Origin of the sequence: Leptolyngbya sp. FACHB-671, from assembly GCF_014695745.1 — a bacterium.
In the GTDB taxonomy this organism is placed as follows: domain Bacteria; phylum Cyanobacteriota; class Cyanobacteriia; order Elainellales; family Elainellaceae; genus JAAUTN01.
In genome coordinates this window covers 30,130-55,448 of record NZ_JACJOV010000164.1, presented here as the reverse complement: position 1 = coordinate 55,448, position 25,319 = coordinate 30,130, and the positions used below count along the sequence as shown (strand labels likewise).

Here is a 25,319-nt window from a genome sequence, read left to right as displayed (position 1 = left end):
TCTGACCTAGTCGTTCAAAAAGCATCTGACCTTTTCTGACTTTCTCATGCTGATCAAATCAAAAAGGTGCCCTAACTTGTATTCATGGGTTAAACAAACCCGATGAACAAGCCTTCCACAGAGAGAACCTTCAAACAACATGGCAAATTACTCAGAAAAGTTTCTGAAACGAATTCGCTAACTAATGTTTGATTCTCTAATCTGCAAACGGTTTAGTCGAGAAATAGCTTCAAATCCTATTTGTTTCTCTCACTCTCATCGTTAGCAGATATCTAAACGCTCTTTCCCCCAACGAAAGACCTGAAATTTCAGGGCAACTGTTGCCCACAAACTGACTTGCTTTCCTAACCCGACTAAATGTGAAAAGGAGAAACCGACATGACTATTAAAGGCACCAACAACGGCGAAACCATTATTGGAACTGATCTGGCTGATGTAATCTTGGCGTACGGTGGCAACGATACTGTTTATGCCAAAGGAGGCAATGATATCGTCAGAGGTGGCAAAGGAAACGACAAGATTTACGGTGGAGATGGCAAAGATGCCCTTTACGGAGAGTACGGAAATGATGTTGTCATAGGCAATCGCGGTGACGACAAAATGTATGGTCAAGCAGGCAACGATGTTCTCGTTTGGAACAATGGCGACGGCAGCGACCTGATGAACGGTGGTACTGGTTATGACGTGATTCAGGTGAATGGCGCACGTGAGCAGGGAGATGAGTTCACACTGAAAGCACAAGGTGGCAAAGCCATCTTTGATCGAGTTAACTTAGTTCCGTTCACACTCACTGTTGACGAAGCGGAAGCCTTCCATATCAATGGTTTGGGTGGTAATGACAGCTTGGATGTCGATAGCCTCACAGGTACTGATGTCAAACTGGTGAAATTTTCTGGAGGTGACGGCTATGATAAGTTAGATGCAAGTGATTCTGAAACCAAAGTCATCGCCTATGGGGATGCAGGTAATGATTTGCTGATTGGTAGTGGTGTTCACGACTACCTCTATGGGGGCAAAGGTCACGACGTAGTAGTGGGCGGTCGCGGCAATGACAGAATGTATGGTCAGCAAGGCAACGACCGTCTCGTCTGGAACAATGGTGACGGTAGCGACCTGATGGACGGTGGAGTTGGCTACGATGTAATCGAAGTCAACGGCGCACGCCAGCAGGGAGATGAGTTCACCCTGAAAGCAGAAGGCGGCAAAGCCATCTTTGACCGAATTAACTTAGTTCCTTTCACACTCACCGTTGATAATGCTGAAGCCTTCAAAGTGAGTGGATTGGGCGGCGATGACAGCTTCGTTGTCGATGACCTCACAGGCACCGATGTAAGATCGGTAAGATTCTATGGGGGAGAAGGCAACGATACGTTTGACGGCAAGAATACCAAAACTCCGCTCACTCTTTACGGTGATGCAGGTGATGATACCCTGACTGGCGGCAAATACCACGACACCATCAAAGGTGGAGATGGAAAAGACTGGCTCACAGGAGGCGGTGGTGCTGACAAATTTGTCTACGACAATCCCTTCCAAGGAATTGACACCATCACTGACTTCGTAGCGGGCAAAGATACCATCGTTGTCTCTGCTGCGGGCTTCCGAGGTGGTCTAGTCGCAAATACAGTGCTTGCTGCGTCTCAGTTTACGCTAGGTTCGTCCGCTGGAGATGCTAGCGATCGCTTCATCTACAACAACAACACGGGTGCTCTGTACTGGGATTTGGATGGTACAGGAGCTGTCGGACAGATTAAACTCGCAACGCTGTCTGGCAAACCTGCTCTCAACTACACTGACATCTCTGTTGTAGCCTAAAGCGCAAACTAACTAATCACACTATCCTCTTGTGTAGGGGCTTGGCAATGCCAAGCCCCTATTTCTGTAAGTCAGACCTACCCGTAACCTTGACTTACACACAGCAGAAATTAATCAATACAACTTTGAAGGAAACTTGTGTAAGCGAAGACCATTCTAAACAAGTAAGGTTGAGAATAGCTCAGACAAATTTGCTGAGCTGTTGGTGTATATCAGGAGATAAAGAATGAGTAACCAAAATCTTCGGAATTTGTTAATTGGCGCAGGAGTTGTAGCAGTGGGTGCGATCGGCACTAAAGTTGCTACCGACTATCTGAGAAATCGGGGTAAGGAAGAAACACGAGATGAAAAAGAGGGTGACGTTGAAGCACAGTCTCCCCAGGAAGTGAGTTATGTCAATGTAGAGCAAAATTCAGTCCAGCAATTTCTAGATGCTAGCTTTGGCAAAGCTGGACGCTATGTACCAACCCGTCCCCCCAAAGTGTTTGATTACCAAAACAAACAATATATGGTGATTTGGGCACATGACAACGAGCAAAACAAAGACCAGATGCTAGCATTCGTCTATACGGGCAAAGGGCGCGAAATGATCGCTAGTGTAGGATATACCTCTAGCAAGACGGACTATAACCTGGAGCTAGACGGGACTCCATTTGCGATTGAGGTAAATAACAACCAAATTAAATCTGGTAAGGGTGAAACCAGCGGCACCAACGAGGTTGACCTGGTTTTAGCAGCCTAAGTTTTTAGCAGCCTACTCCTTTCTTACTAAAAGATTAGGGATGCACCCCGCAACGCGGGGTGCATCCCTAATCTTTTAGTACCTAATCTTTGGACGGGAAGGGAGTAACTACTTATGGGATGGGCAAACGTTGCTTTGCCCATCCTACCTTTGGGCTCATTTAATAGCCAGAAAAATGATGAGTGACGGGTTCAAGCAACTGGTGCAAGTTCAACAAAAACAGGGGTGGTTGACCCTGAATCGACGTGACGAGAGCATGGACACAGCGAATTCCACCCTCGGCAAAGTGATTGGGGGGCAAGGGCGAAAAGGCTGATTGAGGCACTCGGCGTAGGCTAGGCTGTGAGTTTAAGAGAAGTCCTACAGGCTCTCCATGAAAGCTATCTACAATGACTAAATAGCGTTGCTGATTAACAAATTGAATTTGAGTGGTGGTGTGGTTGGGAGCAAGTGGTTCATCAGGATTAGCTGCTTTGGCGATCGCCTCCCCAAAAATTCGCCGCCCCATATCTAACACCACCAGTTCTTCTTCTTGATAGAAAGCAACACTAGCCCCTGTGTTAAACAGTGAATCGTGTAACTTATCCAACAGAATGACTTTTTGAGCCACCAAAATAGGCAGCGCAAACCACTCATGATGAATCCGAAAGGCAATGAGCTGTTGGCTGGGCTCAACCTTGCGGCTGGCGCGGCGGTAAGCGAACGACGAAGGGAGTGCCATAGAGAAGGCGAAATGAGGAATGAAGGATGAGGAATGAGGGATGAACGATTTGTAGAGTGGACAGCGCCCACCATGCTGAGTTTCACCGTGATTAATTCACCGTCATTTCATCGCCTCCTTGCCCGTTTAGCTAATTGCTCTGAAAGGTATCTGTCAGGTCAATGTTGGCTTCTTTGTTGCATTAGCGTTGAGCCGTTGGAGTGTTGATCAGTTGTTCTAATGTCCGCAGTAAGGCTTGTTCGTTATAAGGTTTGGAGAAGTATGCCGTTGCGCCTAGACTCATCGCAAGCTGGCGATGTTTGTCGCCACTGCGGGAGGTGAGCATGGCAATGGGGATGCGATCGCACGCCGGATTTGCCTTCACCTTCGCTAAAAATCCATAGCCATCTAACCGAGGCATTTCAATGTCACAAATCACTGCCTGCACCTGGAGTCCAGCCGCCAGTTTTTCCAGAGCATCTTGACCATCTTTGGCTTGCTCAACCCGATATCCAGCCTTCTCTAACGTCAGCGCCAGGAAGCGGCGAACGTTAATCGAGTCATCCACAATCAGGATGGTTGGTTTAGAGGGTGGCATAGAGGGCGCAGTCGGAATCGGCAGCGCAGGCTCTGTCAGGGCTGCATAGTTAGACGAAAGCGCAGAAACAGGGTAAGCCGGGCGTTGCGCCGCAGGATAAGACGGCTGAGCCGGAGCCGAGATCGGAGCAGGCGACTGAACAGGCTGGACAGGAGCAGCCGGAAGTTGAGAAGGCGGGTAAGCAGGTTGAGTCGGTGCAGCCGGAAGTTGAGAAGGGAAATGAGACGGCGTATAGGATTGAGGATAGGCAGAGGGATAGGAAGGCTGCGACGTAAACAGATTGGGGGAGGAGGGAGTCACAGGCTGCTGAAAAGTGGGTTCTGCCACCGGCACGATGCTAGAGCGCTCGTAGCTGGTAATCCAGTGCAACAGTTCTGGAATATTAACCAGGGGAACGACACGACCATCGCCCAAAATCGTACAGTTGGTGAAGCCACTAGGCATGGGCAGGTTACCCTCGACCTGTCGAATCGCAACTTCTTGTTCACCCCAACAGCGGTCTACTTGGATGCCAATGATTTGGCTTCCCTGGCTGACCATGAGAATGGTGGGTGAGTTAATGGTTGGGGGCGCTTCCAGCCGACTGATTTGACGGGGACAGCGAAACTCTAGCCAGCGGAACAGGCGAATCAGTTGCACCATGCTGCCTTGCCATTCAAAGGCTTCACTGCCTGCGGCGGAAATCACTTGCTCAGACTGGAGTGCCAGCATTTCCTCCACCGCATCTGTGGGGAATGCCAGCAGCATACCGTTGCTCTCGGCTAACAGCACTCGTGCCACTGAGAGCGTGAATGGAACGGAGAGTGTAAAGGTGGTACCAACGTTTGCCTGGGTATTGACGGTAATTTCGCCGCGCACCTGCTTCAGGTTGTCGCGCACTACATCCATGCCAACGCCGCGCCCAGAGAGCGCTGTAACGCGATCGGTGGTGCTAAAGCCCGGTTCAAAGATGAGAGAGAGCAGTTCTTCGTCGCTGGCTGCCGCTAGCAGCATTGGGTCTAACCCCATTTGACGGGCACGAGCCCGAATCTTATCGAGCGGAATGCCACCACCATCGTCGCTAATCGTGATGATGGTGCGGTTGCTGCGGTGAGCGGCAGTAATTTCGATGATGCCCTGCTCTGATTTGCCGTGTCGTTTGCGAGTTTCAGGATCTTCGATGCCGTGATCAAAGGCATTTCGCAACAGGTGCATGAGCGGATCGTTGAGCGCTTCGAGAATGTTGCGATCGATCAGAGTGCTGCTACCCTGCAGTTTTAGCTCAACCTGTTTGCCGTACTGGAGTGAGAGTTCGCGTAAGGCTCTGGGGAAGCGATCGACTACATCTGAAAGCGGCCGCATCCGCACTTGCGTCAGGCTAGTCTGAAGCTGACGGGAAGTTTTGTTGAGTTCGCGGGTGGTCTGTTCGGTGTCTTCTAGCCCTAGCTCAATGTCGCTGGTCACTTCCTGAATCTGGACGATGGTTTCCATCACTTCCTGAGACAGCAGGTGCAGGTCGCTGTAGCGATCCATTTCCAGTACGTCAAAGTTGCTATTGATGTCTGAGGAATCGGTGCTTTCATGGCGATCGCCCTCTTCCCTAAAACTACCGCCACCGCTATTTGACAAACCGCTGTTTGACAAGTAGTTATCCAGATCACTGTAGCCATTCTGTTTAGCCCAACTGTTGGCTCCAACCAGGGATGGCGCGGCTTCGGAGGCGATCGCCTGCGTTGCAACCTTATCGTAAGCCGTCCGCAGTTGAGCATTTGACTGCTCCAAAACCTGTACTCGATGGCTGAGCGTTCGCACCAAAGCCCGCATCCGCTTCATATGCATATCCAGACCATTCCGTTCGATGGTCAGTTCGCCAAACAGGTCATTCAGTTGATTTAACTGCTTGAGCGGCACCCGCACCGTGTTTTCCTGGCTTTCTCGAATGGGGGGTGGCGTGGTGTCTGCCTTTGCCTCCAGCGCTCGAAAATTCATCGGCCGTGCTTCCGGCTCTGGTGCGGTCGGACGAGGTCGAACGACTTGAGTCTTAGGCTCGACAACAGATTCAGCAGAACGGGGCTGACGCAGTGGGGGACGGGAACTCGGAGACTGTGACTGGATTGGTTGCGGTTGAGTGATTTGGGGCTGAACAGGCTGCGTCCGAACAGGCTCCAGTCGAGTAGGCTGCGTTCGAGTAGGCTGCGTTGTGAACTGAGTTGAATCAGATTGAGGTTGACTAAATCGCGCTTGTTCAACTCTCGGCTGTACGGGTTGCACCTCTGGTGAGGACTGGGTGAGACGATTAGGCTGAATGGGCTGGGTAGGCTGAATGGGCTGGGTAGGCTGAGTGGGCTGGGTAGGTTGAATAGATTGAGCCTGATCCAACTGCGACGGAATGGACTCTGTCTGCATAAACGGCAGTTGAACGCTTTCATCTGCCGCCGTTAGTCCATTTCCTGCATTGTTAAATGCTTCTTCAAAAGAGGATTGGTCAAAATCAGCCTGCTCAAAACTCTGGTCAAAGGCAGCCTGGTCTGCGATCGCTTGATTAAAGGCAGCAAAATCAGCCTGCTCAAAACCAGCTTGGTCAAAATCAGCCTGAGCAAAACTCTGGTCAAAATCAGCTTGCTCAGAATCAGCCTGGTCGAAATCGGTTTGAGCAAAACCAGCTTGGTCAAAATCAGTTTGAGCAAAATCAGCTTGCTCAGAATCAGCCTGAGCAAAATCAGCTTGTTCAGAATCAGCCTGGTTAAAATCGGTTTGAGCAAAACCAGCTTGGTCAAAATCAGTCTGAGCAAAACCAGCTTGGTCAAAATCAGTCTGAGCAAAACCAGCTTGGTCAAAATCAGTCTGAGCAAAATCAGCTTGGTCAAAATCAGTCTGGTCAAAATCAACTTGGTCAGAATCGGTTTGAGCAAAACCAGCTTGGTCAAAATCGGTTTGAGCAAAATCAGCCTGAGCAAAATCAGCCTGGTCGAAATCAGCCTGAGCAAAATCAGCCTGCTCAACTTGCTCAACCTCAACCTCAACTTGCTTAACCTCGACTTGCTCGACCTCAACTGGGTAGAAATCTTCCTGTTCAAACCGATCGAGGTCGGCTGTTGACTCTGGAGCAAACTGGTCAAAATCAGTTTGAGCAAAATTAGCCTGGGCAAACTGAGCAAAATCTGCGCGGTCAAACTCGGTCTGACTCAGTGAATTTTGCTCAAACGGGTTGCTGAACCCAGCAGTTTCTATCGGATCTGCAAAAGTAGATTCTGTTAGAGAATCCATCTCAGCTTCCATTGCCGCATTCGTTTCAGCTTCTAGTGCTGCATCCGCTGCAAAATCTGAGAAAGTTTCTGTGAGAGATTCAGATTCAACCTCATTCGGAAATTCGGCTGACAGTTGATCGACCCAGAGGGCTTCCATCTCTTCGGTGATGATGGGCTGAGCCGGGGCAGTGCCGACCTCGATGCCAGCTATCTGAATGGCTTCCGGTAGGCTATCCAGGTTACCCGTTAAGACGAGGGCCTGCGATCGTCGCCATGCCTGCAACGCTTGTCGGGCGATCGCCTCCGTTTGATCAGGAGCTGCTTCTAGATAACGCGCCACCGATTCACACAGTTTGGTGAAGGACGCAAGCTGAAGCATTTCGCCCAGCCCGCCCAGCTCTTGCGCCAAAATCGCGATTTCTTCATACAGGCAGGGCATTTCTGGGTCTGCCAGCACCGACTCCAGCCGCTGCAAACAACCTTCTACCTCTGTCTGGAAGAACAGCGGAATAATGTCCTGACCTTCTTCGGGTGACAGCACAGAGGTTGCATCCTCTGCCTGGGGATCACCCAATCGTTCATACAGTTGGTCGAAGATGGGGTTGGCGTGATAGTCCAGCCAGCGAGAATCAAGGGAAACATTGTGGCGATCGCAGCCAATGACATGCCGCAAACAGTCCACCGCAGAGAGCAGTAAGCCCTCCAGTTCGCCGTCAATTTCCAGCGAAGCCTTCTGCGTTTTCAGTACCTTAAATGAGTCTTCTAGCCGATGGGCCAGATGGCTCAGGGCATGAAACCCCATCATTCCCGCGCCGCCTTTGATCGAGTGAGCCGCCCGCAGCGCAGCATTGATCTTGCCCGTATCAATGCGACCGTTTGCTAGCCCCAGTAAGGCATCTTCCAGCGTACCCAGATACTCCAACGCTTCGTCGAGAAACTGGAGCTGAATTTCGAGTTCCTTGTCTTTTGACATTACTAAGCCTCAGAGCCGACTTTGAAGGTACCAACGGACGCTTGTAACTCTTTGGCAACTTCCACCGTTTGCCGCAGAGAGCCAGAAACCTGGCGAGATGAGACAGAGGTGCGCTTGGACACCAGTGCAATTTCTTGCATCAATTCTTTGACCGATTGAGAAGTTTGCACCTGAGATACCGTGGCGTGGGAGATAGACTGCACCAGTTGGTCAATCTGGTGAGACACTTCTAGGATTTGTCCCAGACTTTGCTTGGCATCTTCGACCAGGCGCGTACCTTCGACCACCTGAGTGGTACCTAGCTCCATTGCTTCAACCACCTGGCTGGTTTCACGCTGAATGTTTTCCACGATTTGCTCAATCTCCTGGGTGGCAGCGGCAGAGCGGGCAGCCAGTTCGCCCACCTCTTCTGCAACCACTGCAAAGCCCTGTCCTTCTTCGCCAGCACGAGCGGCTTCAATTCCGGCGTTGATGGCGAGCAGGTTGGTTTGCAGTGCAATCTGGTTAATCAGCGACACCACTTTGGAGATTTGTTGAGATGATTCACCCAGACGCTTCACCTTTTTGGCAGTTTCGCCGACTGTTTCACGCAAACTGAGGATGTTTTGCACGGTCAAGTCCATTGCTACGCCACCCTGCTCAGCACTCATCGAGGCCATTCGAGCGACTGTTTCTGCCTGCTTAGCATTGCTTGCCACCGCCTGAATCGAAATCGTCATTTCCTCAACTGAGTCGAGCGTGCGGGTCGTTTCATCGGCTTGCCGCAGAGCTTCATCGGCTAGTTGGCGAATTGCGCCTTCGTTGTCACCTAGAGCAGCGTTAACCTGCAAAGCAGAGTGTTTCACCTTGGTTACGATTTGCCGCAGGCTCTCCACGATGGAGTTGAAGAAGTCTGCAACCGTACCGATTTCTCCGGCGGTTACGTCTGCCCGCACGGTCAGGTCTCCTCTGGATGCGCCTTCTACGTCAGTGAGCAAATCAACCAACTGCCGCTGGATTTCTTCTTTTTGCTGACGCCGTTCCTCAGAGAGGGCTTCAGCCGCGATTCGAGCCTGTTCTTTTTGCTCAAACAGTTTTGCTTGCTCCAAGGCGAACCCAAGCTGAACGGCGACTTGATAAACAAAGTCAATGTCAATCTGCTGCCATTCCCTGGGGCCAGAGCATTGGTGAACCACCAGCAGTCCCCATAGATGGTCGTGGATCAGAATTGGCGCGACGACATTGGCTTTTACCTCAAAGGGTTCTAGCTGTCCGAGATAGCATTTGTCGAGGTTTGCTTCGTAAATGTTGTTGAGTGCTTGTACCCGTCCCCGCTTGTATTTCTCAATGTAGGACTGGGCAAAGCAGGGGTCGTTGATATTGGCATTGAGGGCAACAGGGAAGCCACGGGCGACTGATTCTGCAATGACTTTGCCTTTCCAGTTTTCGTCAAACAGGTAGACGATCGCACGATCGACTTCTAGAGCTTCGCGAGTGTTCTGTAGTAATACTCTGTAGATGTTTTCCGGCTCCAGAAACTCTCGCATTTGGGAGGTGATTTCGTTGAGCTGTTTGGCGCGAGCAGCGACGGTCGCTTGCTGTCTCAGCAGTTGTGCCTGATCAAGCGCAAAGCCAATCTGAATAGCAACCTGCCGCATGAAGGTGATATCGTTCTCTTTCCAATCGCGTGGACCAGAACATTGGTGGCTAATCAACAGACCCACTAGCTTTTTGTCGGTTAGAATCGGCGCAACCAGGTTTGCTTTTACGCCAAACGGCTCTAGCTGCTTTAGATAGCAGTCGGTGAGTCCGGCTTCGTAAATGTTGGGAGTGGCGTGAACTCGTCCTTTGACGTACTTGCTGATGTAGCTTTCGGCAAAGCAAGGATCATCAATTTCTGCACCCAGGGCTACCGGGAAGCCGCGCCCGACGGATTCTGCAACGACTTTACCTTTCCACTTGTCGTCAAACAGATAAACGAGGGTGCGATCGCATCTCATCGCTTCCCGGACGCCGCTGACGGCAGTGCTGTAAATCTGCTCAAGCTGAAGTGTTTCTCGAATGCGTGAGGTAATTTCGTTAATTTGCATTGCTTGACGAACGGCGACCGTTTGCTGTTCAAGCAGAAACGCCTGGTCAAGCGCAAACCCAATCTGGGCGGAAAACTGAGAAAACAGATCGACTTCTGAATCTTGCCAAATGCGCGGGTTAGAACACTGGTGCCCGCACAGCAGAGCAAACAGCTTACCGTTTCGCATGATCGGCGCAACAATATTTGCCCTGACCTGGAGCTTTCGCAAGATCTCGCAGTGGCAGTCGGTCAATCCTGCTTCTTCAATGTTGTCTCTTGTCCAAATGCGTCCACTGTTAAAGCGATCGATGTCACCTTCGCCCAAGGGGTCATTGATAATTTGCCCCATTGCTTTGATCCAGCCAGAGACAATTGATTCTGCGATGACGGTGCCACTCTTCCAATCGGGGTTGAACTGGTAAATCACCACGCGGTCGGTTTTGATGGCTCGGCGCACCTCATCCACCGACATTTGCAGAACGTCGTTGGTGTTGAGCGACTGCCGAATTCTCAGGGTGACATCCTTGAGGATCTGTGCCCGCTCAGCCTCGGCTGCTTTTTGGGCTGCCAGAGTCATTCCTGTTAGCGCCAGCCCAACCTGAGCCGCCAGTTCTCGTAGGTAACCAATTTCAGACTGCTTCCAGACTCGCGTGCCAGAACACTGGTGCGCCACCAGCAGACCCAGCAGTCGTTCACCTGCTACGACTGGCACAACCAGGTTTGCTTTCACCTCTAGCCGCTGCAAAAGCTGCTTGTGGGCAGGGGAATAGTCGGTTGCCTGAAGGTCACTCGTGGGCACAAAACGACCGCGCCGATATTCCTCTAAAATCTGCTTGGGAATGCAGGGGTCGGTAATCTTGTCTTTGAGCGCACGCGGCCAACCCGGATCAACTGCCTCGGCAGCAATGATACCGCTGTAGTCTTGCTCGAAGGCATAAATCACCACCCGATCGACCGTCAGTTGCTTTTTCGCGGCCTGCACAGCCTGGTCAAACACGCGCTGGTTGTCGCCTCGGCTGGCAGCACTGGCCATATCAGTAAAGAATTGGGCCTGTTTAACCGCCTCAGCTTGCTTTTGCAGCAAACTTTTGACCTGCGTAATCAGGTGGTTAAAGCTGTGAGCCAGGCGACGGGCTTCAGCGGGGCCTTTTGCCTCGGCGTAGACGTTGAGATTTCCAGCGGCAACCTGCTCAGCCACCTGGGTAAGCTGATTCATCGTACCGGACAGCCGTCGCGCCAGATGAGTGGCGATCGCCGCTGCCACACCGCCCATAATCACAAACAGCGAGGCAAACAGCAGCACCCAGCCGCGCCCAGAGCTATCGGTCGCGCTCTGGTCAACCGAGGCGACCGCAATCCAGTTGGTGCCAGGAATAGTGGCCAGGCTGTAGAGTCTGCCGTCTGCCACCGCATTAGTTAGTAGGGTGCGATCGCCATTCTGATTCGCCACTGCCTCTACAACTAAAGTGCCACCAGGAGATTGAGTGCTAGTTGCCTGAGAGCGGGCCACCAAATTTGCCACCTGCTGCTTAACTGCGTCTCCTCCCAGAACCTCCGCACTATCGCTGCTGCCTTGGGCGGTGAGGGTGCTAAGGGCGATCGCATTGCCATCGACAGTGGTCGCAAGAATCTGTACCTGCTCAGAACCAGATAACACCACATTGCCTAACGCTTGGAGTGCTCGATTGAAATAGCTGGCAGGCAAAACACCGCGCACGGTTCCCAGGAACTCACCAGTGTTGGGGTCAGCGATCGCTTGCGTCAACGCCACACTCGCTGTATTCGTTGAACTATCAAAACCCAACTCAATCACCGGGCTATCGCCATCCTTTGCTTGCTGCCACCAGCCCTCATCGCTCTGAACAAAATCAGAGGGCTTGCGATCGTAAGCAATGTTAAAGCCGTAGCGCTCAGTCACCGAAAATTCGACAAACTGCCCCACCTGCGCGGCACGGCTGACATAATCATTCATGCCGCTGTCAAGCACCAGTTTTGTTGCGCCAAACCGCTGCTCTGCCTGCTCAACTGGCTCCTGAGTTAGCCCAATCAATTCCGCTTCCTGGGCTGCCGTGTTAGCAAAATCAATTACAGGCGGGTCAGTTGCCACAACCGTGGGAATTTTGAGCGCCTCTTGCAGCAAATCGTTTGCCGATTCACCCGCTGCCAATACCCGATCCTGTAAATCTCGCTCGACGACCTTGGCTGCTCGCTGGTTTGCAATGCTGTAGCCCATCAAACCCACCACACCCAGCGGCACCAACATACTGGGTAATACAGTGGTTAAAAGCTGCTGGTTTAGCGATGCACCGCGTGGCTTTTCAGGAACACTTTGGGATAAGGAATCTTCTGGAAGAATGGACTCATTCGCCTCATCCTCAACCAGAGTTGCCTCAGGAAAATCTGCGAATAAATTGGTTTGATCATCAGTGAGAGCGATCGCCTCCAGTGGATCTTGACCAGCCTGGTTTGCCTGACTTGCTGAATCATCTGAAAAGATAGCTGACAGGGGAGTAGTGATTTGGGAGGGGTTCAAATCACCATTACCATTGGAATGCGTCCGATTAGCCATAGCGTAGATCTTGGGTAGGTAAGTGGACAGAAGTGAATATCAATGGATCAGACTAAATACGGTTGGTGTCCTGGGGGTCAGGCAAAAGCCAACTCACTTGCTATCTGTCCACTCACTGGCAAGCGAGCTAGTCAACTCAAACAAGACAAAGGCAAAACCAATCGGGGGCAAAAGTTAAGAATGCAAAATTGACGATTGCACGATGGCTTCAGCGTTTAGCACCAGCGAGATTTCCTGCTGCTGCAAAACACATCCACGCAAATAGGGGAGCAAGCTAGATGGAGCCTGTCCCGGTGGAGGTTGGATAGATTCAGCGGTTAACCAGGCAATTCCTTCAATTTTTTGCACCCCCAAACCCAGCGGGATCGAACCCACCCGAATAATCACCAGGCTATATTGCCGCACACTCGTATCTAGCACAGGCAGTCCTAAAAGCTGCGCCAAGTCAATGACCCACATGACGCGACTGCGGCGATTCATTAACCCCAACATGCAGGCAGGCATATTAGGCATGGGTGTAAGGCGATGCACAGGTAGGATGAGCGCTTCCTGAACGTGTTTCATCGAAAACACCGCTGGAGTTTGTTGCCCCAGGCGGAACCTGAGGTAAGCATCTCCTACAGGCTTTTGTTGACGGCCTGGCTGTAAATTGGGCAGCGAATTGGGCGTTATCAGCGCCGAATTGGGCATATCAGCCTGCGATGGACTTGACGGCACGAATAAGTTGCTCTCGGGTAAACGGTTTAGTGACATAGGCGTCGGCTCCCTGCTTCATTCCCCAAAGTCGGTCGATTTCCTGATTCTTTGAGGTACAAATAATGATGGGTACTTGGGCTGTAACGGGATGTTTTTTGAGGCTGCGACATAGCTCAAAGCCACTCATTCCAGGCATCACCACATCGGTGATGATGATATCTGGTTTTTCTTCGATCGCTTTGTTGAGCGCCTCTTTTGCGCTGCCTGCATTGATGATGACGTAGCCGCTCTCCCGCAAATAGTGGCTCATCAACTCCATCTCAGATACGGTATCTTCGACGATCAAAATCGTGCCCATCAAAGTAATGCTCATCCTTGATTGTCCTCAAACCAATTAACAGCGATTGTGGTTGTGATCCGGATCGACTTGGACTTTATTTAGGGGGGCTAGGGGCTAGGGGCTGGGGGCTAGGGTTGGAAAGAGCCGTAGGATAGGTTAGCGCAGCGTAACCCATACAGCTTAGAGGTTTAGCTATCTGAAGCAACTCCAATAAATTGGATCGAGCGCGGAATCGAAAACGCTGTTAAAGGGTGATTGAACAGTTAAAGTGGTTGCACTCAATCCTCTCCTCGCCCCTCTTTGGCAGGAGGAATCAGAGCTATCTCTACTGAAAGTCAAAGTCCCCTCTTTAAGGCGAATTTAGGAAATCTTGAAGGATAGCAACAGAAACAGGGAAACTTTTCAAACTTCCTGCCACTATCCTTTAAGTTGGGTTCCGCTATGCTTCACCCAACCTACAACTTCACCCAACCTGCGACTAGCTCCCTGCCCCTACCTGATCCCTAATTCCCAACTTCTAACCCTTAATCAGGTCAAATGCTTAAATACCATCTTCAGCAGATCTGACTGAGTGAAAGGCTTGGTTAAGTAGCCAGAAGCTCTTACAAGTCTGGCTTTTGCCCGATCGATAAAGCCAGTGTTGCCCGTCACCATAATGATTGGCGTGTCTTTAAAGGATGAGTGGCGACGCAACAGTGAACACAACTCATACCCATCGAGGTTAGGCATTTCTACATCTAGCAAGATCAGGTCGGGTTTGCTCCGCACGATTTGCATGAGGGCTTTGACTGGATTGTTGATCATCAAAACTGAGAAACTTTTGTCATCCAGGAATGAGTTGATTGCATTTAAAACTGTTGGGCTGTCATCAATGCAGGCAATTGTGTAAGTGGTTTTTGGAGCAGGCTGGGCAGGTTGAGTGGGAATGGATGCTGGAGGGTAAGCCGCATTGGGTTGAACGACAACAGACGGCTTTTGTGGGGTTTTGGGGCGATCGCCACCATTCCGATTGAGAAAATCGGGACGCACGACTGGAGAGGCAAAGGTTGAGCCTGACTGCCGTTTGCGCAACTGTTGCTGGCAATGCTCAACCAGTGAGCGTAGGTCGAGATGGCAGAAGATCGGAAACTCATTAAACCGTTGGCGATCGACTAATTCATAATTGCCTTCTTTAATCGCCAGAAAGGATTCCACAACTTCTTTAGCCAAGTCTTCGATCAACATGGCAGCTTGAGCCGTAGTGAGATACTGTTGCTCAACTAGCCAGCAAACTGCCTGATAGTCACGGCTCTGAGTCGGCTGATGCTCCATTGCCGTTTCAAACAGCAGGCGTACCTGGACGCGAATCGCGCTAACTAAAGCCGGAACCTGAGCGCTGAGGCGACGCAAGTGGCGATCGAGCCGATCAAATGGATCGATCGAGTTAGAGGCATAAGTGAGTTTGCCATGCTCTAAATAGATTGACCATGAGGCAGAGTTAGTTGCCACTTGTAAGCAACCGCTTGCCTGCCGGCTTGAAAGCTGTGCCAGTAAGCTTAGGGGATGCAACTTCTGAAAAGGTCTGTAGCTAGACATAGAAAGGGTGTTCATTGATTCCACTCTGCTTCAGTTCAAGGAGTAACGATTAGAGAATTTTGAGTTTTGCTGCGAAAACCACACTTAAAACCTGTTTGAATCTTGTGGGGAATCTCCAAAAAACGCTTTGGCTTTGGCGATCGCTGACCCGAGTGAAGGCTAAGTTAAATGCTGCTTAAACCCCTGCCTTCAGCCGTCTAGCAACCCCTGAATGTCTCTGTGCAAGCTCCGATTATTGGCAAAAGAATTTTGTTGAATTTACATCAGAGATAACTTTGGCAACTGCGGAACTCAGAGTTTGCCCCGTTGGTGCTGACAAGTTCAATTTCGCTTCATTAGAAGTAGACTGCTTGCAACTAGGCTGCTGAGAATTCTGATTGAGCCGAAGAAGAACATGGGTCATCAAATCGCTAGCGACAAGTGACAAGTAATAAAAGATTCAGTCTTTGTTGGGTCACATCACAACAGTTTGAGAGGCAAATGCTTAAACCCTGTGCAGCTTTGAGCTGGATACTAAGTCCGTCTGGTAGAACTCAAAAGCGGCAGTGCATCCTCTGAAAACTGAAATACTTCGCTTAGTCCCAAAATAAAGATAGGCATCCTGTTTGTTGTACTCAATGCTATCAGGATCTCATCCAAAGTTGATAAAATACGGGTAAAGAGGCAAAAGCTGTATGTAAAGTTAAAGCAATTCCTATGTTTCTATCTGTATGTAGAAAATTCAGGAACTTTTTTATACAGTTAACTTAGTTTTTAAGTTGAGTTTAGCTAACTAGATCAGATTTTCCGCCCTAAAAGATTGGGTAGAGGGCGATCGCCTCTTTTATCGAAGAGTTGCAAGAAGCTAGAAAACTGAGTAGAAGCGTTTGCCCATACCATTTTTGCCGCTTCCTGGTGCTTTATTTTATACATTTCTTACTGAAATCAGAATACTAATTTCACGACCAAACTTAGCGTGAACTAAAAGAATGATTGGTTGACACCACCATTTTCTAAAGCTGTATCTGAACGTAGATGGAAGTCAAACTTAAACTTGAACGGGTTTACTTGATCTAATTTCCGCTAGCAGTAATAGTACGGCAGCGAAACTACTCAGACTTAAAACCTGACCGAAGAAATAGAGTTAAGTTTGCCAGCTCTTACTGACGATGGAGCGCACCTTGCTGCGGCTCAAGTATGGTGACAAATAGTCGGTCGCGAGTTCTTGCAGACAGCTGCTTGAGGCGAAATAGCTGTGGGGCGATCGCGCTGACTGTAATTTATTGCAATAGTAGGACCTATTTATGAGTGATCCAATGAATCGTAGAGAAGCCGCTACTCCTGGAGATCCGAGAGAGGCAGAGCCAGGACGTGGCGCTCCGGGCGACCAGTGGGCGGTTCAAACTGCCCAGGCTACTGATGTAAATGCGCCTGACGCGGAAATTCCTTCTAATGTAGATGTGGAAAAGAACATTCGCAATATTAGGGCAGAAGAAGAGCAAGAGGAAGGTTCAGATTTGCCAACCACGCACGGCTATGTGCTAGACGAGTCAGGACGACTCGACAACTTTGCGGTTGAGCCACCTATGTACGTGGAAGGACAGGACAAATAGTAGTAAGGGAATAGAAATAATCTATTACTTCTATTCCCTCTGTTTCCTCATCCATTCCCTACCCTTTATGGATGGCAAATGCTTTTCTCTCAACAACAGTTGGAGTAAGCATGATGTAATAAAGAACTTTCGAGTGGACGATTGGCAGGAAAAATGGCGATCATCACCGAAGCCGCGACTGAAGTTGGTGAGGCGATCGCTCACAAGCTCTGCAAAGAAAGTGCAAAGGTTGTTGTTAAAGGTTACTTGATGACCCTGTGCAAGATGTAGTTGCTACAATCACCGAGAGATCTGTATGCTCAAAGATCTCCTTGAGGAAAGGGAAATAGGCTGAGTAGTCCTAAACCTGCAAGCGTCAGCGAGAGCGAGAGCAACAGCAGTTTTAGCTGATTTTGCCAGGGCCGAGGGGAAGTCGAACTAGTTAAATTTCCTTTAGCAGCGGGTTTTGCTCCAGCGGGTACTAAAAACAGCAGCAGGCTACCGAGGGTCATTAGGCTACCGAGGATTAGGGCTGTTCCACCAATCCAGGCGATTGCAATCCACAAAAGCTGACTCATAATCTGTGCTCACGGTTCACCGATTGGGAATATCGCAGAGATGGCGATCGCTCTCACTCAATCTGCGGTTGGTATGCAAATAATCCCACACCCAGGAGCAACTGCGAGCTAGTAGGTCATCCAGGTTCAGGTTCCACAATACTACGGTGCCTTCACCTGTGCTAGCGGCAAGGGTTTGCCCGTCGGGGCTAAAGCTCAGTCCTGCGATGGTAGACTCTCCCTGCACGCCAAGTTTCAACGTAGATAAGAGCGAACCGTTGAGGCTCCACAACATCACTTTGCCGTCTATGCTGCTTGAAGCCAGAGTTTGACCATCGGGGCTAAAGGCAACATTGCCAATATTTGACTGGTGTCCTCTAAGCTCCAGCAGAGGAGTGCCATTTGGTCGCCACAGCCGCACGTCTCCATCCAGGCTACCCGTTGCTAGGGTTTGACCATCCAGGCTAAAGCTGACATCTTTAACAGCACTGGCATGTCCGGTCAAAGTTGCAATCGGGTCGGGTGCAAACCTACCGTTTCTTAATCGTCGCCATAGCTTTGCCGTTTCGTCATCGCTGCTCGAAGCCAAGGTTTGACCATCAGGGCTAAAAGATACGACGACAACGTGGTCACTGTGTCCACTCAAGCTTTGAACGGGATTCGCCAGAAATTCGCCACTGCTGCTGCGCTGCCACACTTTGATCGTGTGATCTTCTGCTGCCGCTGTGAGGATTTGACCGTCAGGGCTGAAGTTCACGTCGCGCAGAATTGCCTGCCCATCTAGAGTTTGTAGCAGGTTGCCTTCTAGCGTCCAGATTTTGACGGTACGGTCGGCGCTAGCGGTGGCGATCGCCCGACCATCGGGGCTAAAGCTAACGCTGTGAACTCGCTCCTGATGTCCTTTCAGAACAGCAAGTTGGGTACCATCTGCCCGCCAGAGTTTTGCTACGTTGTCAGCCCCCGCTGTGGCAAACATCTGTCCATCCAGGCTGTAGTCTAGATCGCTGGCTCGGTCTTGATGTCCCTGAAAGGTAAGCGGCTGCAAACTGTCAGGATGCCAGAGCCGAATGGTTTGATCGGCACTGGTGGAAGCGAGAATGTCTCCATCCGGGCTAAAGCCAACGCTATAAACTGGGGCGCTATGCCCTTGCAAAGTTTTAATCGGTGTTCCGTCTAGCTGCCAGAGTCTAACGGTGTTGTCTGCGCTAGCAGTGGCAAAGGTTTGACCATCGGGGCTAAAGCTGATCCGCCACACTCGATTCAGGTGAGCTTGCAGGGGTGTGGAAAAAACTGGCTCAAACGTTTCCCCCTGCCGCCTCCAAAGCTGTACGGTGCCATCCTTGTTGGCAGCAGCGAGAATTCGCCCATCTGGGTTAAAGCTAAGGCTGACCAAATCGTTGGGAATAGGTAAGAATGCCACCGGGCTACTATCTAGCTTCCAGATCCGAATGCCATCTACGCCTGCTGATGCCAGAGTTTGACCGTCGGGGCTAAAGCTGACGGACAAGACCCAACCCATGTGTCCTGACAGCGTAATTGGTTCACCGCCAGCATTCTGGTGCCACAGTTTGACAGTCCCGTCTGCACTGGCTGAAGCCAAAAGCTGACCGTCAGGGCTGAAACTAACCGCGTTTACCTTATCCTGATGCCCTTCCAAAACGCCGACAGCAGTGCCGTCTCGCTGCCACAGGCGAATGGTTTTATCGTCACTAGCAGAGGCGAGCAGTTGCCCATCGGGGCTAAAGCCGACGCTGCGAACGTTGCTGCTGTGCCCTTCCAGTGTTTTGAGCCAGGTGCCGTCTCGCCGCCACAGGCGGATGGTTTTATCGTCGCTAGCAGAAGCGAGCAGTTGCCCATCGGGACTGAAGGTGATGTCGATGACCGTGCGATCGTGTCCGTCCAGACGGTTATATTCTCGGATGCCGTAGATAATTTGCTGAAGCGAAGTGACAACTTTAGCGCGGGTTTCAGGATTTTCGCTAAAAAACCAGCTGAGCTGTCGCCCTGCTCTCAGAGATGCCAGCAGTGCCTCTAACTCTTTGCCGGAGTTAAACAATTCCATTGAGGAAGTGCTTAGCGTATTCAGTTGAGCATTCGCCTGCACGACTTCGGCGCGGTGCCACTGCCAGGTAGTCATTCCGACTAAAAACAGGGCTGTAGCTAGACCGCTAGAAAGCCCCCAGATGCGACGACGACGCAGGCGATCGCGCAAGTTCTGTTCCTGAGTTTGCAACTCCAGGCTGACTTGAATGAACTGTTGCTCGATCGCACTTAGGTCAGGCTGACGGTTGTGCAGCCAGTGTTCTGCCTCTAGCAGGGTTGCGCCACGCAGCAAAGCGCCCTGATCGCGCTGACTGGTTTCCCATTGACGAATGGTGCTGCGGAGCCGCTCTTGCCAGGTGCGAAAACTGCGGTCTTCTTCGAGCCACTGGCGCAATCGCTGCCATTCCTGAATCAGTGCCTCGTGAGCGAGTTCAACGATTTCTTCACTTGTGGCTTCGTCCTGTCGGCTAACGATCAGGCGCGCATCTGCCAGGTAATTCACCAGATGCCAGTGATTCTCGTCGATTTCCCGGCGGGTCGCCAACCGGCGAGTGTCAGCAGTGCCTTCACCCGGATGGACAAGCTGAATAAAAATTCGCTGCGCCTGACGTTGAGCGGTTGGGGTTAGAGCAGTGTAAATCTGTTCGGCGTAGCTAGCCAGGGCTTGCTCGACTCCACCGATCGCATCATAAGCAGCGTGGGTCAGGTAGCCGTCGCTCTGCTTTTCCCACAGTAAGGTCAGAGCAAATTCTAATAGCGGCAACTGTCCAGGAGAGGCATCCACCGCATCCAAAATTCGCTCAGTCAGCCCTTCTCCCAGGTGGATTCCCTGGGCGATCGCGGGTTTCTCAATTGCTGCCTGGAGGTCTTGTCGAGTCATTGGACCCAGCAACTCTGGCGGAAAGCGCCCCAGTGCTTCAGCAAAGGGACGATAAGCCAGCGCATGTTCGCAAAAGTCAGCCCGCAGGGTCAACACCAAAGTAAAGTTTTGGCTGCGCTCCACGGTTGTTAGCAGTTCGTCTAAAAAGCGCTGCTGTTGACGGATGGTTTCCTCAACAGAATTCCCTTCTTCGTAGAGCGTGTAGAGTTCCTCAAATTGGTCAGCGACCAGGAGTAATCGCTTGGATTGGGGAAATTTTTGCAGGATGCGATCGCTTACATCCGTTAAAGTCAAGTGATTTTGCTGAAGGGCGATCGCCAGTTTGTTGATCTCCACTAGCTGCTCGGTTTCGCTCAGCGTCGGTTCCAGCAACGGGACTAACTGTTCTGCCAGCCGAAAGTAGGGACGGTTGCCAGGACGAAAGCTGATGACCAGCCAGTCCAACTGCCGCAGTCGTGGGATGAGTCCGGCAAAAACGAGGGAAGATTTGCCGCTGCCTGATGCCCCGATGATGGCAACTAAGGGACGCTGATGAACGACTTGGGTGAGTTTTTCGGCTAGGGCTTCTCGTCCAAAGAAGTGGGGCGCGTCGGTTTCCTGGAAGGCGGAGAGTCCTTTGTAGGGACTGGGGGCTAGGGGCTGGGGGTTGGGGGTTGGGGGTTGGGGATTGGGGGTTGGAATGGAAGGAGTGAGGGAGTGCCAGGTGAGGAGGGGGGCAGTGGGGTTCTGGTGCAGGATAGGGAGCCAGGTGGCGCAGGGGCAGTGAGTTTCGAGAGATTGAAGCTGTTCTCTGGCTTCTCGCACCGCAGTGTAGAGGGGCTGTCCGCCAGAAAAGCTGGTGAGGAAGTGTTTGAGGAATTCTTGGGCGACGCGATCGGGAACGGGTTCGCGCATCACGATCATTTGGGGCAGGTGCAACCGCTCTAACCGTCGGGCGAGCCCGAGTCCGTCACAGGAGTTGAAAATAGCCAGCTTTAAGCCACGAGCGATCGCCTTCCGTAGTGCATAAGTCAACTCATCGGGGGAAAGGCGATCGCCCCGATTCAACTCAATTTGTCCGGTTTCGCCTTCTGGGTCGCTGGTGCTATGTCCAGCAAAGAACAGGATGTCCCAACCCTGAGCATCCCACAGATATTTTTGTAGCTCCTGGCGTTCTGGCTCAATCAGAAAAACGGTTTCAGCACCGTCGGGCAGGTTGGCTAGAAGCTGGCGATCGCTCTCTACGTCAATGCCGGTGCGATCGCCCAACACAGCCAAAATTCTGGCATGGCTTCGGGTTGGGCTGGTCGATTCTACTCGTTCGTAGGCAGGCGCACTCAGAGCAACTTCGGCTTTTGGATAGCGCTGGAGCAAATCCCACAGATGCCAGGGCAATCGTCGCAGTTGGGTATCTTCTGCCTGGAGAATCAGCCTCACCGCTTCGTGTACCGATAGCTTTTCTAAAAGCTGCTCTCGGATGGGGCGAAATGATTCCGCTGACAGCCAGGTGTTGAATTGGTCGGATAAATGTTCTGCTGCTTTTTGGCAGTCTGTCAGAATGTTTGTCCTGGAGCCGGAGGTAATGGGGTTTGGGCGATCGCCCAGCCGAAACAGCAAACTCAGGCTGCGGTAAAGTGACTGCCACTGGTGATATTGCTCCAGCAAATGAGTCGCCGCAGGCAGTTTCCCCTTTACCCGTGACTGAATGCTGGCTGGAGGCTGTCCCTCCACCATTCCATCGGTGCGAATTTCTAATGTGACAGCTATGCCCTGATGCAGGTCGCCATCTAGATCAAGCGTCACCAACTTAGCCATCGTTACTTACCTGCTCCCCTGTTTCTTGTGGAGATGCATAGAGGGGTGGATCAAACTACAAAGGATTCTGTGACGTGAATATCTTGCCAAGCCAGTTCGACTTGAAATTCTTCTGCTAATTGGGCAGTGAATTCGTACTGAAGGAAGGTATCAGTGGCTCCAGCGGTCACTTCTCGGAAGACTTCTCCAGCCGCAGTCAATACCTTTAATTGAAGATGGGGCGGCAACTCAGCAGGTTCCCCACTGGAGTAAACCTGTAAGTGGATACCAAACTGATTTTCAGTTTCCGGAGAAATCGTCACCACTAGCGCCAGGGCTGTAGGCGGTTCCTGAATCTCTGTTGTTGCAGTAGTTTTCTCCTTCGGTTTTTCTAACTCAATCCGCTTCACTCGCTGAATCGCAGCACGACGAAAGGCAAAACTGGGCGATCGCTCCCCAAACAGTTCTTCAACGGCTTGCCAACCTGCTTCAAAATTTCGCTTTAACCAGTCGCTCAGATGCACGGGTGAAACGGACTGAGGTAACTGAAGTGATTGAGGTGCTTTGGCTGCGGCTTCCAATTCACTCAGGTGTTCGAGTAGGGTATCAAGCGATCGCAACGTTCCCAACGTCAGCACCTCTTGTTGCTCAGTCACCTCTGCAACCGAAGCAAAACCCAAAAGCTCCACCTCGTTGAGCTGTTTGCCAAACTGGACTGGCACATAGCCAATGCGATCAGGGCTGGATTGTAAGGGGAGGGCGATCGTTTTTTCACCGGGCAACACGGGGCGACATTCCAACCGTCCTAAATCAGGTAGCACCAGATCTGCCACGTCAAACAGCGCCCTTAGTACCGCATTCCAGCTATTGCTGCGCTTCAGGTCAGACTCAATGTATAGCCACTTGAGATAACGATGAACTGCCCAAACCGCCAATGTATTTAAGTAAACTCGTTTGCCCTTGTGAGCATCAATCTGTTCACTCGCAAACTTTCGCGCCACATCATGAGCCTTGGCACTGATGGGAATCGTCAGCCGAGGGGGAGCAATAGAAGGACTCATAGGACTGTCTTCGTGCATCTACAAAATTTTGGGTTAAATCTCTATATCTTTATCGGGCTGATAGCCTAAATTTTGGGCGATAGTTTGCAATAGTGGCAAACCTCGATTTTTCCAGTGCCAGTTTAACGTGTGGTAGTTGATCTCAAATTCACGAGCAAGCTGCACCATCCGGTCGGGTGGATGCTTGAGCAATAGCCGCTGGCTGAGCATCTGACAGTTGCAGGCTGGATAAGCTTGGGGATGGCACTGCCGCAGCTTTTCCTCCGGATCGGTCTCAATATATTCAGCCAGTTGCAGCCCAATCCGATTTCGCTGTTGCGCTGCCTGTGCCTGACGAACCTCTTCCTCTAATTCCAAAATCGTACAGGCACCGGGGGCAACTAGCTGATCTGCAAATGTGGTGCTGGCATCCTCACTTAAAGGTTTATCTATTGATATAGGAGTCTTTTGAGCTTGCCGCTGAAACTCGATTTTAGGGTTTTGAGTTTTTGTACGGGGAGGACGCTGAGGAGTAACTAAATCTTTAATCCGATACTTCAGCCGCAGTTTGCCATTGATCCAGGCAATCAGACTTCTTTGCAGGGAAGCCTGTTGCGGCTCAAATTCGTGAATCTCGTCAGCCAAGCGCAAAAACGTATCATTGAGGGCTTCGGGATAGTCTGGATGATTAGATTTTGCTAAACCGGGAAGTTGCTGAATCTCTAGCAGCAGTTGGTTCATGGCTCGTCGCCAGGTCAAGCTACTACGAGGATTCTGCTGAACTGCAAAAATGAGCTGCCGCAGCCGATCTTCACAAGCTTCTTCCTCGTTGAGTGGGTGTACCGTCATCTGGTTTGCCGACGTAATGGATGCTGATGGAATGGATAGGTTTAGCGGTTGAGGAGTACAACTCTGAAGCATGAGAAGGGACTGTCTGAGAGGTTAGCAAATATTCTTTCTAGGGTTAGCGATCGCCAGACACAAGGCAAGCATCCCCTATCCCTAAATAACCGTAGGTTGGGTGAAGCAAATGCGGAACCCAATAACGCCTCAAATATAGATTAAGTTCAGGGAACAAAGACCACCGAACAAAGATTGTGTTGGGTTCCGTGCTGCTTCACCCAACCTACAGAAGATGTGCAATTTGGGAAGACGTTGAAGTAATGAATACCTGACAAACGATTCATTGCCTCAATCTTATACCCATTCTCAGTAAAACCTCAGAGATTAACAGCCCCTTGTTAACCGAGGTTCGCTTGTAAAGTTTCTATGAAGAATTCCCTGAATCGTCCAAAAAAATAGAGGGTTTTCCGAAAGAGCAGTGAGTCTAAATTCGATCGCTTGATGCGCGATCGCTCACCCCGGAAGAACCATGAATTACTTTGCCCTGCTGATGCATTTTTTGCGCGATCGCCAAACCTTCCTGGACGAAGTGTACAAAGGCATCAAAATCAACCAGAAAGTATTTTCCATGCTGGTCTGTAGCACTGTGTTTTTGGCGTTTTATGGCATCATCATTGGCTTGTCGAGCAGTTGGGAGCAGGCGATCGCCTCTGCGATTAAGCTGCCTGCTCTGTATCTGATCACATTACTCATTTGTCTGCCAACGCTCTATTTCTTTGATGTGATTTCTGGCTCAACTCGCACCTTTGGGCAGTATCTGGCACTCCTGTTAGCCTCAACTTCGGTGATTAGTGTAATGCTCTGTGCCTTTGCCCCCATTGCGCTATTCTTTCACCTTTCGATCAATGACTATGTGTTTTTCAAACTGGTGAATGTTCTCATCTTTGCCTTCACAGGGTTCCTGGGCATCAACTTCTTCTACAAAGGGATGATGGCGATCGCCAGTTGTGACCCCGAAACCAGTCCTCATCAGCCTTCTATTATGCGAGGCTGGCTAATTCTCTATGGCTTTGTCGGCAGTCAGCTTGGCTGGTCACTTCGTCCTTTTTTGGCGCACCCGACCAACCCTTCTCGCTATTTCGAGAGCAAGAAAGTAACTTTTATCTCCATGTCCTCAAAGTGTTTGGTGAGGTGCTGGGGCTTAGTTAGGTGTTACACTAATCGTTTATGCTCGGAGTGAGTAACACTTCGCCAATTTTGAATCTTACAACCGTAGATTAGCTTTAATTCTTACGTCGATCAGCTAGTGGTCTAATGATTGAATTCA

Annotated in this window: 14 protein-coding genes; 4 read left to right on the top strand and 10 right to left on the bottom strand. The window is 50.8% G+C overall.

Annotated elements, in window-relative coordinates; genetic code table 11:
- Positions 1-378: 378 nt before the first annotated feature.
- Positions 379-1,815 carry a calcium-binding protein gene (locus H6F93_RS31000; RefSeq protein ID WP_190689586.1) on the top strand — a complete coding sequence of 479 codons (1,437 nt, stop codon included), beginning with the start codon at positions 379-381 and terminating at the stop codon, positions 1,813-1,815.
- A 226-nt stretch (positions 1,816-2,041) separates the two neighbouring features.
- Positions 2,042-2,557 (top strand): hypothetical protein, encoded by a 516-nt coding sequence (locus H6F93_RS30995; protein ID WP_190689582.1) that lies wholly within the window; start codon positions 2,042-2,044, stop codon positions 2,555-2,557.
- A gap of 160 nt (positions 2,558-2,717) precedes the next feature.
- Here the strand turns inward: H6F93_RS30995 and H6F93_RS30990 are convergent, their stop codons facing one another.
- From H6F93_RS30990 to H6F93_RS30955, 6 genes are all read right to left on the bottom strand, one after another.
- Positions 2,718-3,278 (bottom strand): chemotaxis protein CheW, encoded by a 561-nt coding sequence (locus H6F93_RS30990; RefSeq protein ID WP_190642440.1) that lies wholly within the window; start codon positions 3,276-3,278, stop codon positions 2,718-2,720.
- Between the two features lie 181 nt (positions 3,279-3,459).
- Complete coding sequence (locus H6F93_RS34390; RefSeq protein WP_242043713.1) at positions 3,460-8,055, bottom strand: response regulator; 4,596 nt, start codon at positions 8,053-8,055, stop codon at positions 3,460-3,462.
- A 2-nt stretch (positions 8,056-8,057) separates the two neighbouring features.
- Positions 8,058-12,674 carry a GAF domain-containing protein gene (locus tag H6F93_RS30970; RefSeq protein WP_190689579.1) on the bottom strand — a complete coding sequence of 1,539 codons (4,617 nt, stop codon included), beginning with the start codon at positions 12,672-12,674 and terminating at the stop codon, positions 8,058-8,060.
- A gap of 174 nt (positions 12,675-12,848) precedes the next feature.
- Complete coding sequence (locus tag H6F93_RS30965) at positions 12,849-13,364, bottom strand: chemotaxis protein CheW (RefSeq protein ID WP_190642489.1); 516 nt, start codon at positions 13,362-13,364, stop codon at positions 12,849-12,851.
- Position 13,365: 1 nt separating this feature from the next.
- Complete coding sequence (locus H6F93_RS30960) at positions 13,366-13,743, bottom strand: response regulator transcription factor (RefSeq protein WP_190642442.1); 378 nt, start codon at positions 13,741-13,743, stop codon at positions 13,366-13,368.
- A gap of 495 nt (positions 13,744-14,238) precedes the next feature.
- Positions 14,239-15,300, bottom strand: a complete 1,062-nt coding sequence (locus tag H6F93_RS30955; protein WP_190642443.1) for a response regulator — start codon at positions 15,298-15,300, stop codon at positions 14,239-14,241.
- Positions 15,301-16,568: 1,268 nt separating this feature from the next.
- On the opposite strand from H6F93_RS30955, the gene H6F93_RS30950 reads away from it, so the two are divergent.
- Complete coding sequence (locus tag H6F93_RS30950) at positions 16,569-16,877, top strand: hypothetical protein (RefSeq protein WP_199314227.1); 309 nt, start codon at positions 16,569-16,571, stop codon at positions 16,875-16,877.
- 299 nt (positions 16,878-17,176) lie between these two features.
- On the opposite strand, the gene H6F93_RS30945 is transcribed toward H6F93_RS30950, so the two are convergent.
- Genes H6F93_RS30945 through H6F93_RS30930 form a run of 4 tightly spaced genes read right to left on the bottom strand, consistent with a single transcriptional unit; the run spans position 17,177 to position 24,070 of the window.
- Positions 17,177-17,434, bottom strand: coding sequence for a hypothetical protein (locus tag H6F93_RS30945; protein ID WP_190689576.1), 258 nt, complete (start codon positions 17,432-17,434; stop codon positions 17,177-17,179).
- A 16-nt stretch (positions 17,435-17,450) separates the two neighbouring features.
- Entirely contained in the window at positions 17,451-22,130 is a 4,680-nt protein-coding gene (locus H6F93_RS30940) for an nSTAND1 domain-containing NTPase (RefSeq protein ID WP_190689573.1), read from the bottom strand.
- 50 nt (positions 22,131-22,180) lie between these two features.
- Positions 22,181-23,170, bottom strand: a complete 990-nt coding sequence (locus H6F93_RS30935; RefSeq protein ID WP_190689570.1) for a DUF1822 family protein — start codon at positions 23,168-23,170, stop codon at positions 22,181-22,183.
- 33 nt (positions 23,171-23,203) lie between these two features.
- Complete coding sequence (locus H6F93_RS30930) at positions 23,204-24,070, bottom strand: hypothetical protein (RefSeq protein ID WP_190689566.1); 867 nt, start codon at positions 24,068-24,070, stop codon at positions 23,204-23,206.
- 451 nt (positions 24,071-24,521) lie between these two features.
- Between H6F93_RS30930 and H6F93_RS30925 the strand changes: the two genes are divergently transcribed.
- Positions 24,522-25,232, top strand: a complete 711-nt coding sequence (locus H6F93_RS30925; protein WP_242043712.1) for an actin-binding WH2 domain-containing protein — start codon at positions 24,522-24,524, stop codon at positions 25,230-25,232.
- Positions 25,233-25,319 lie beyond the last annotated feature (87 nt).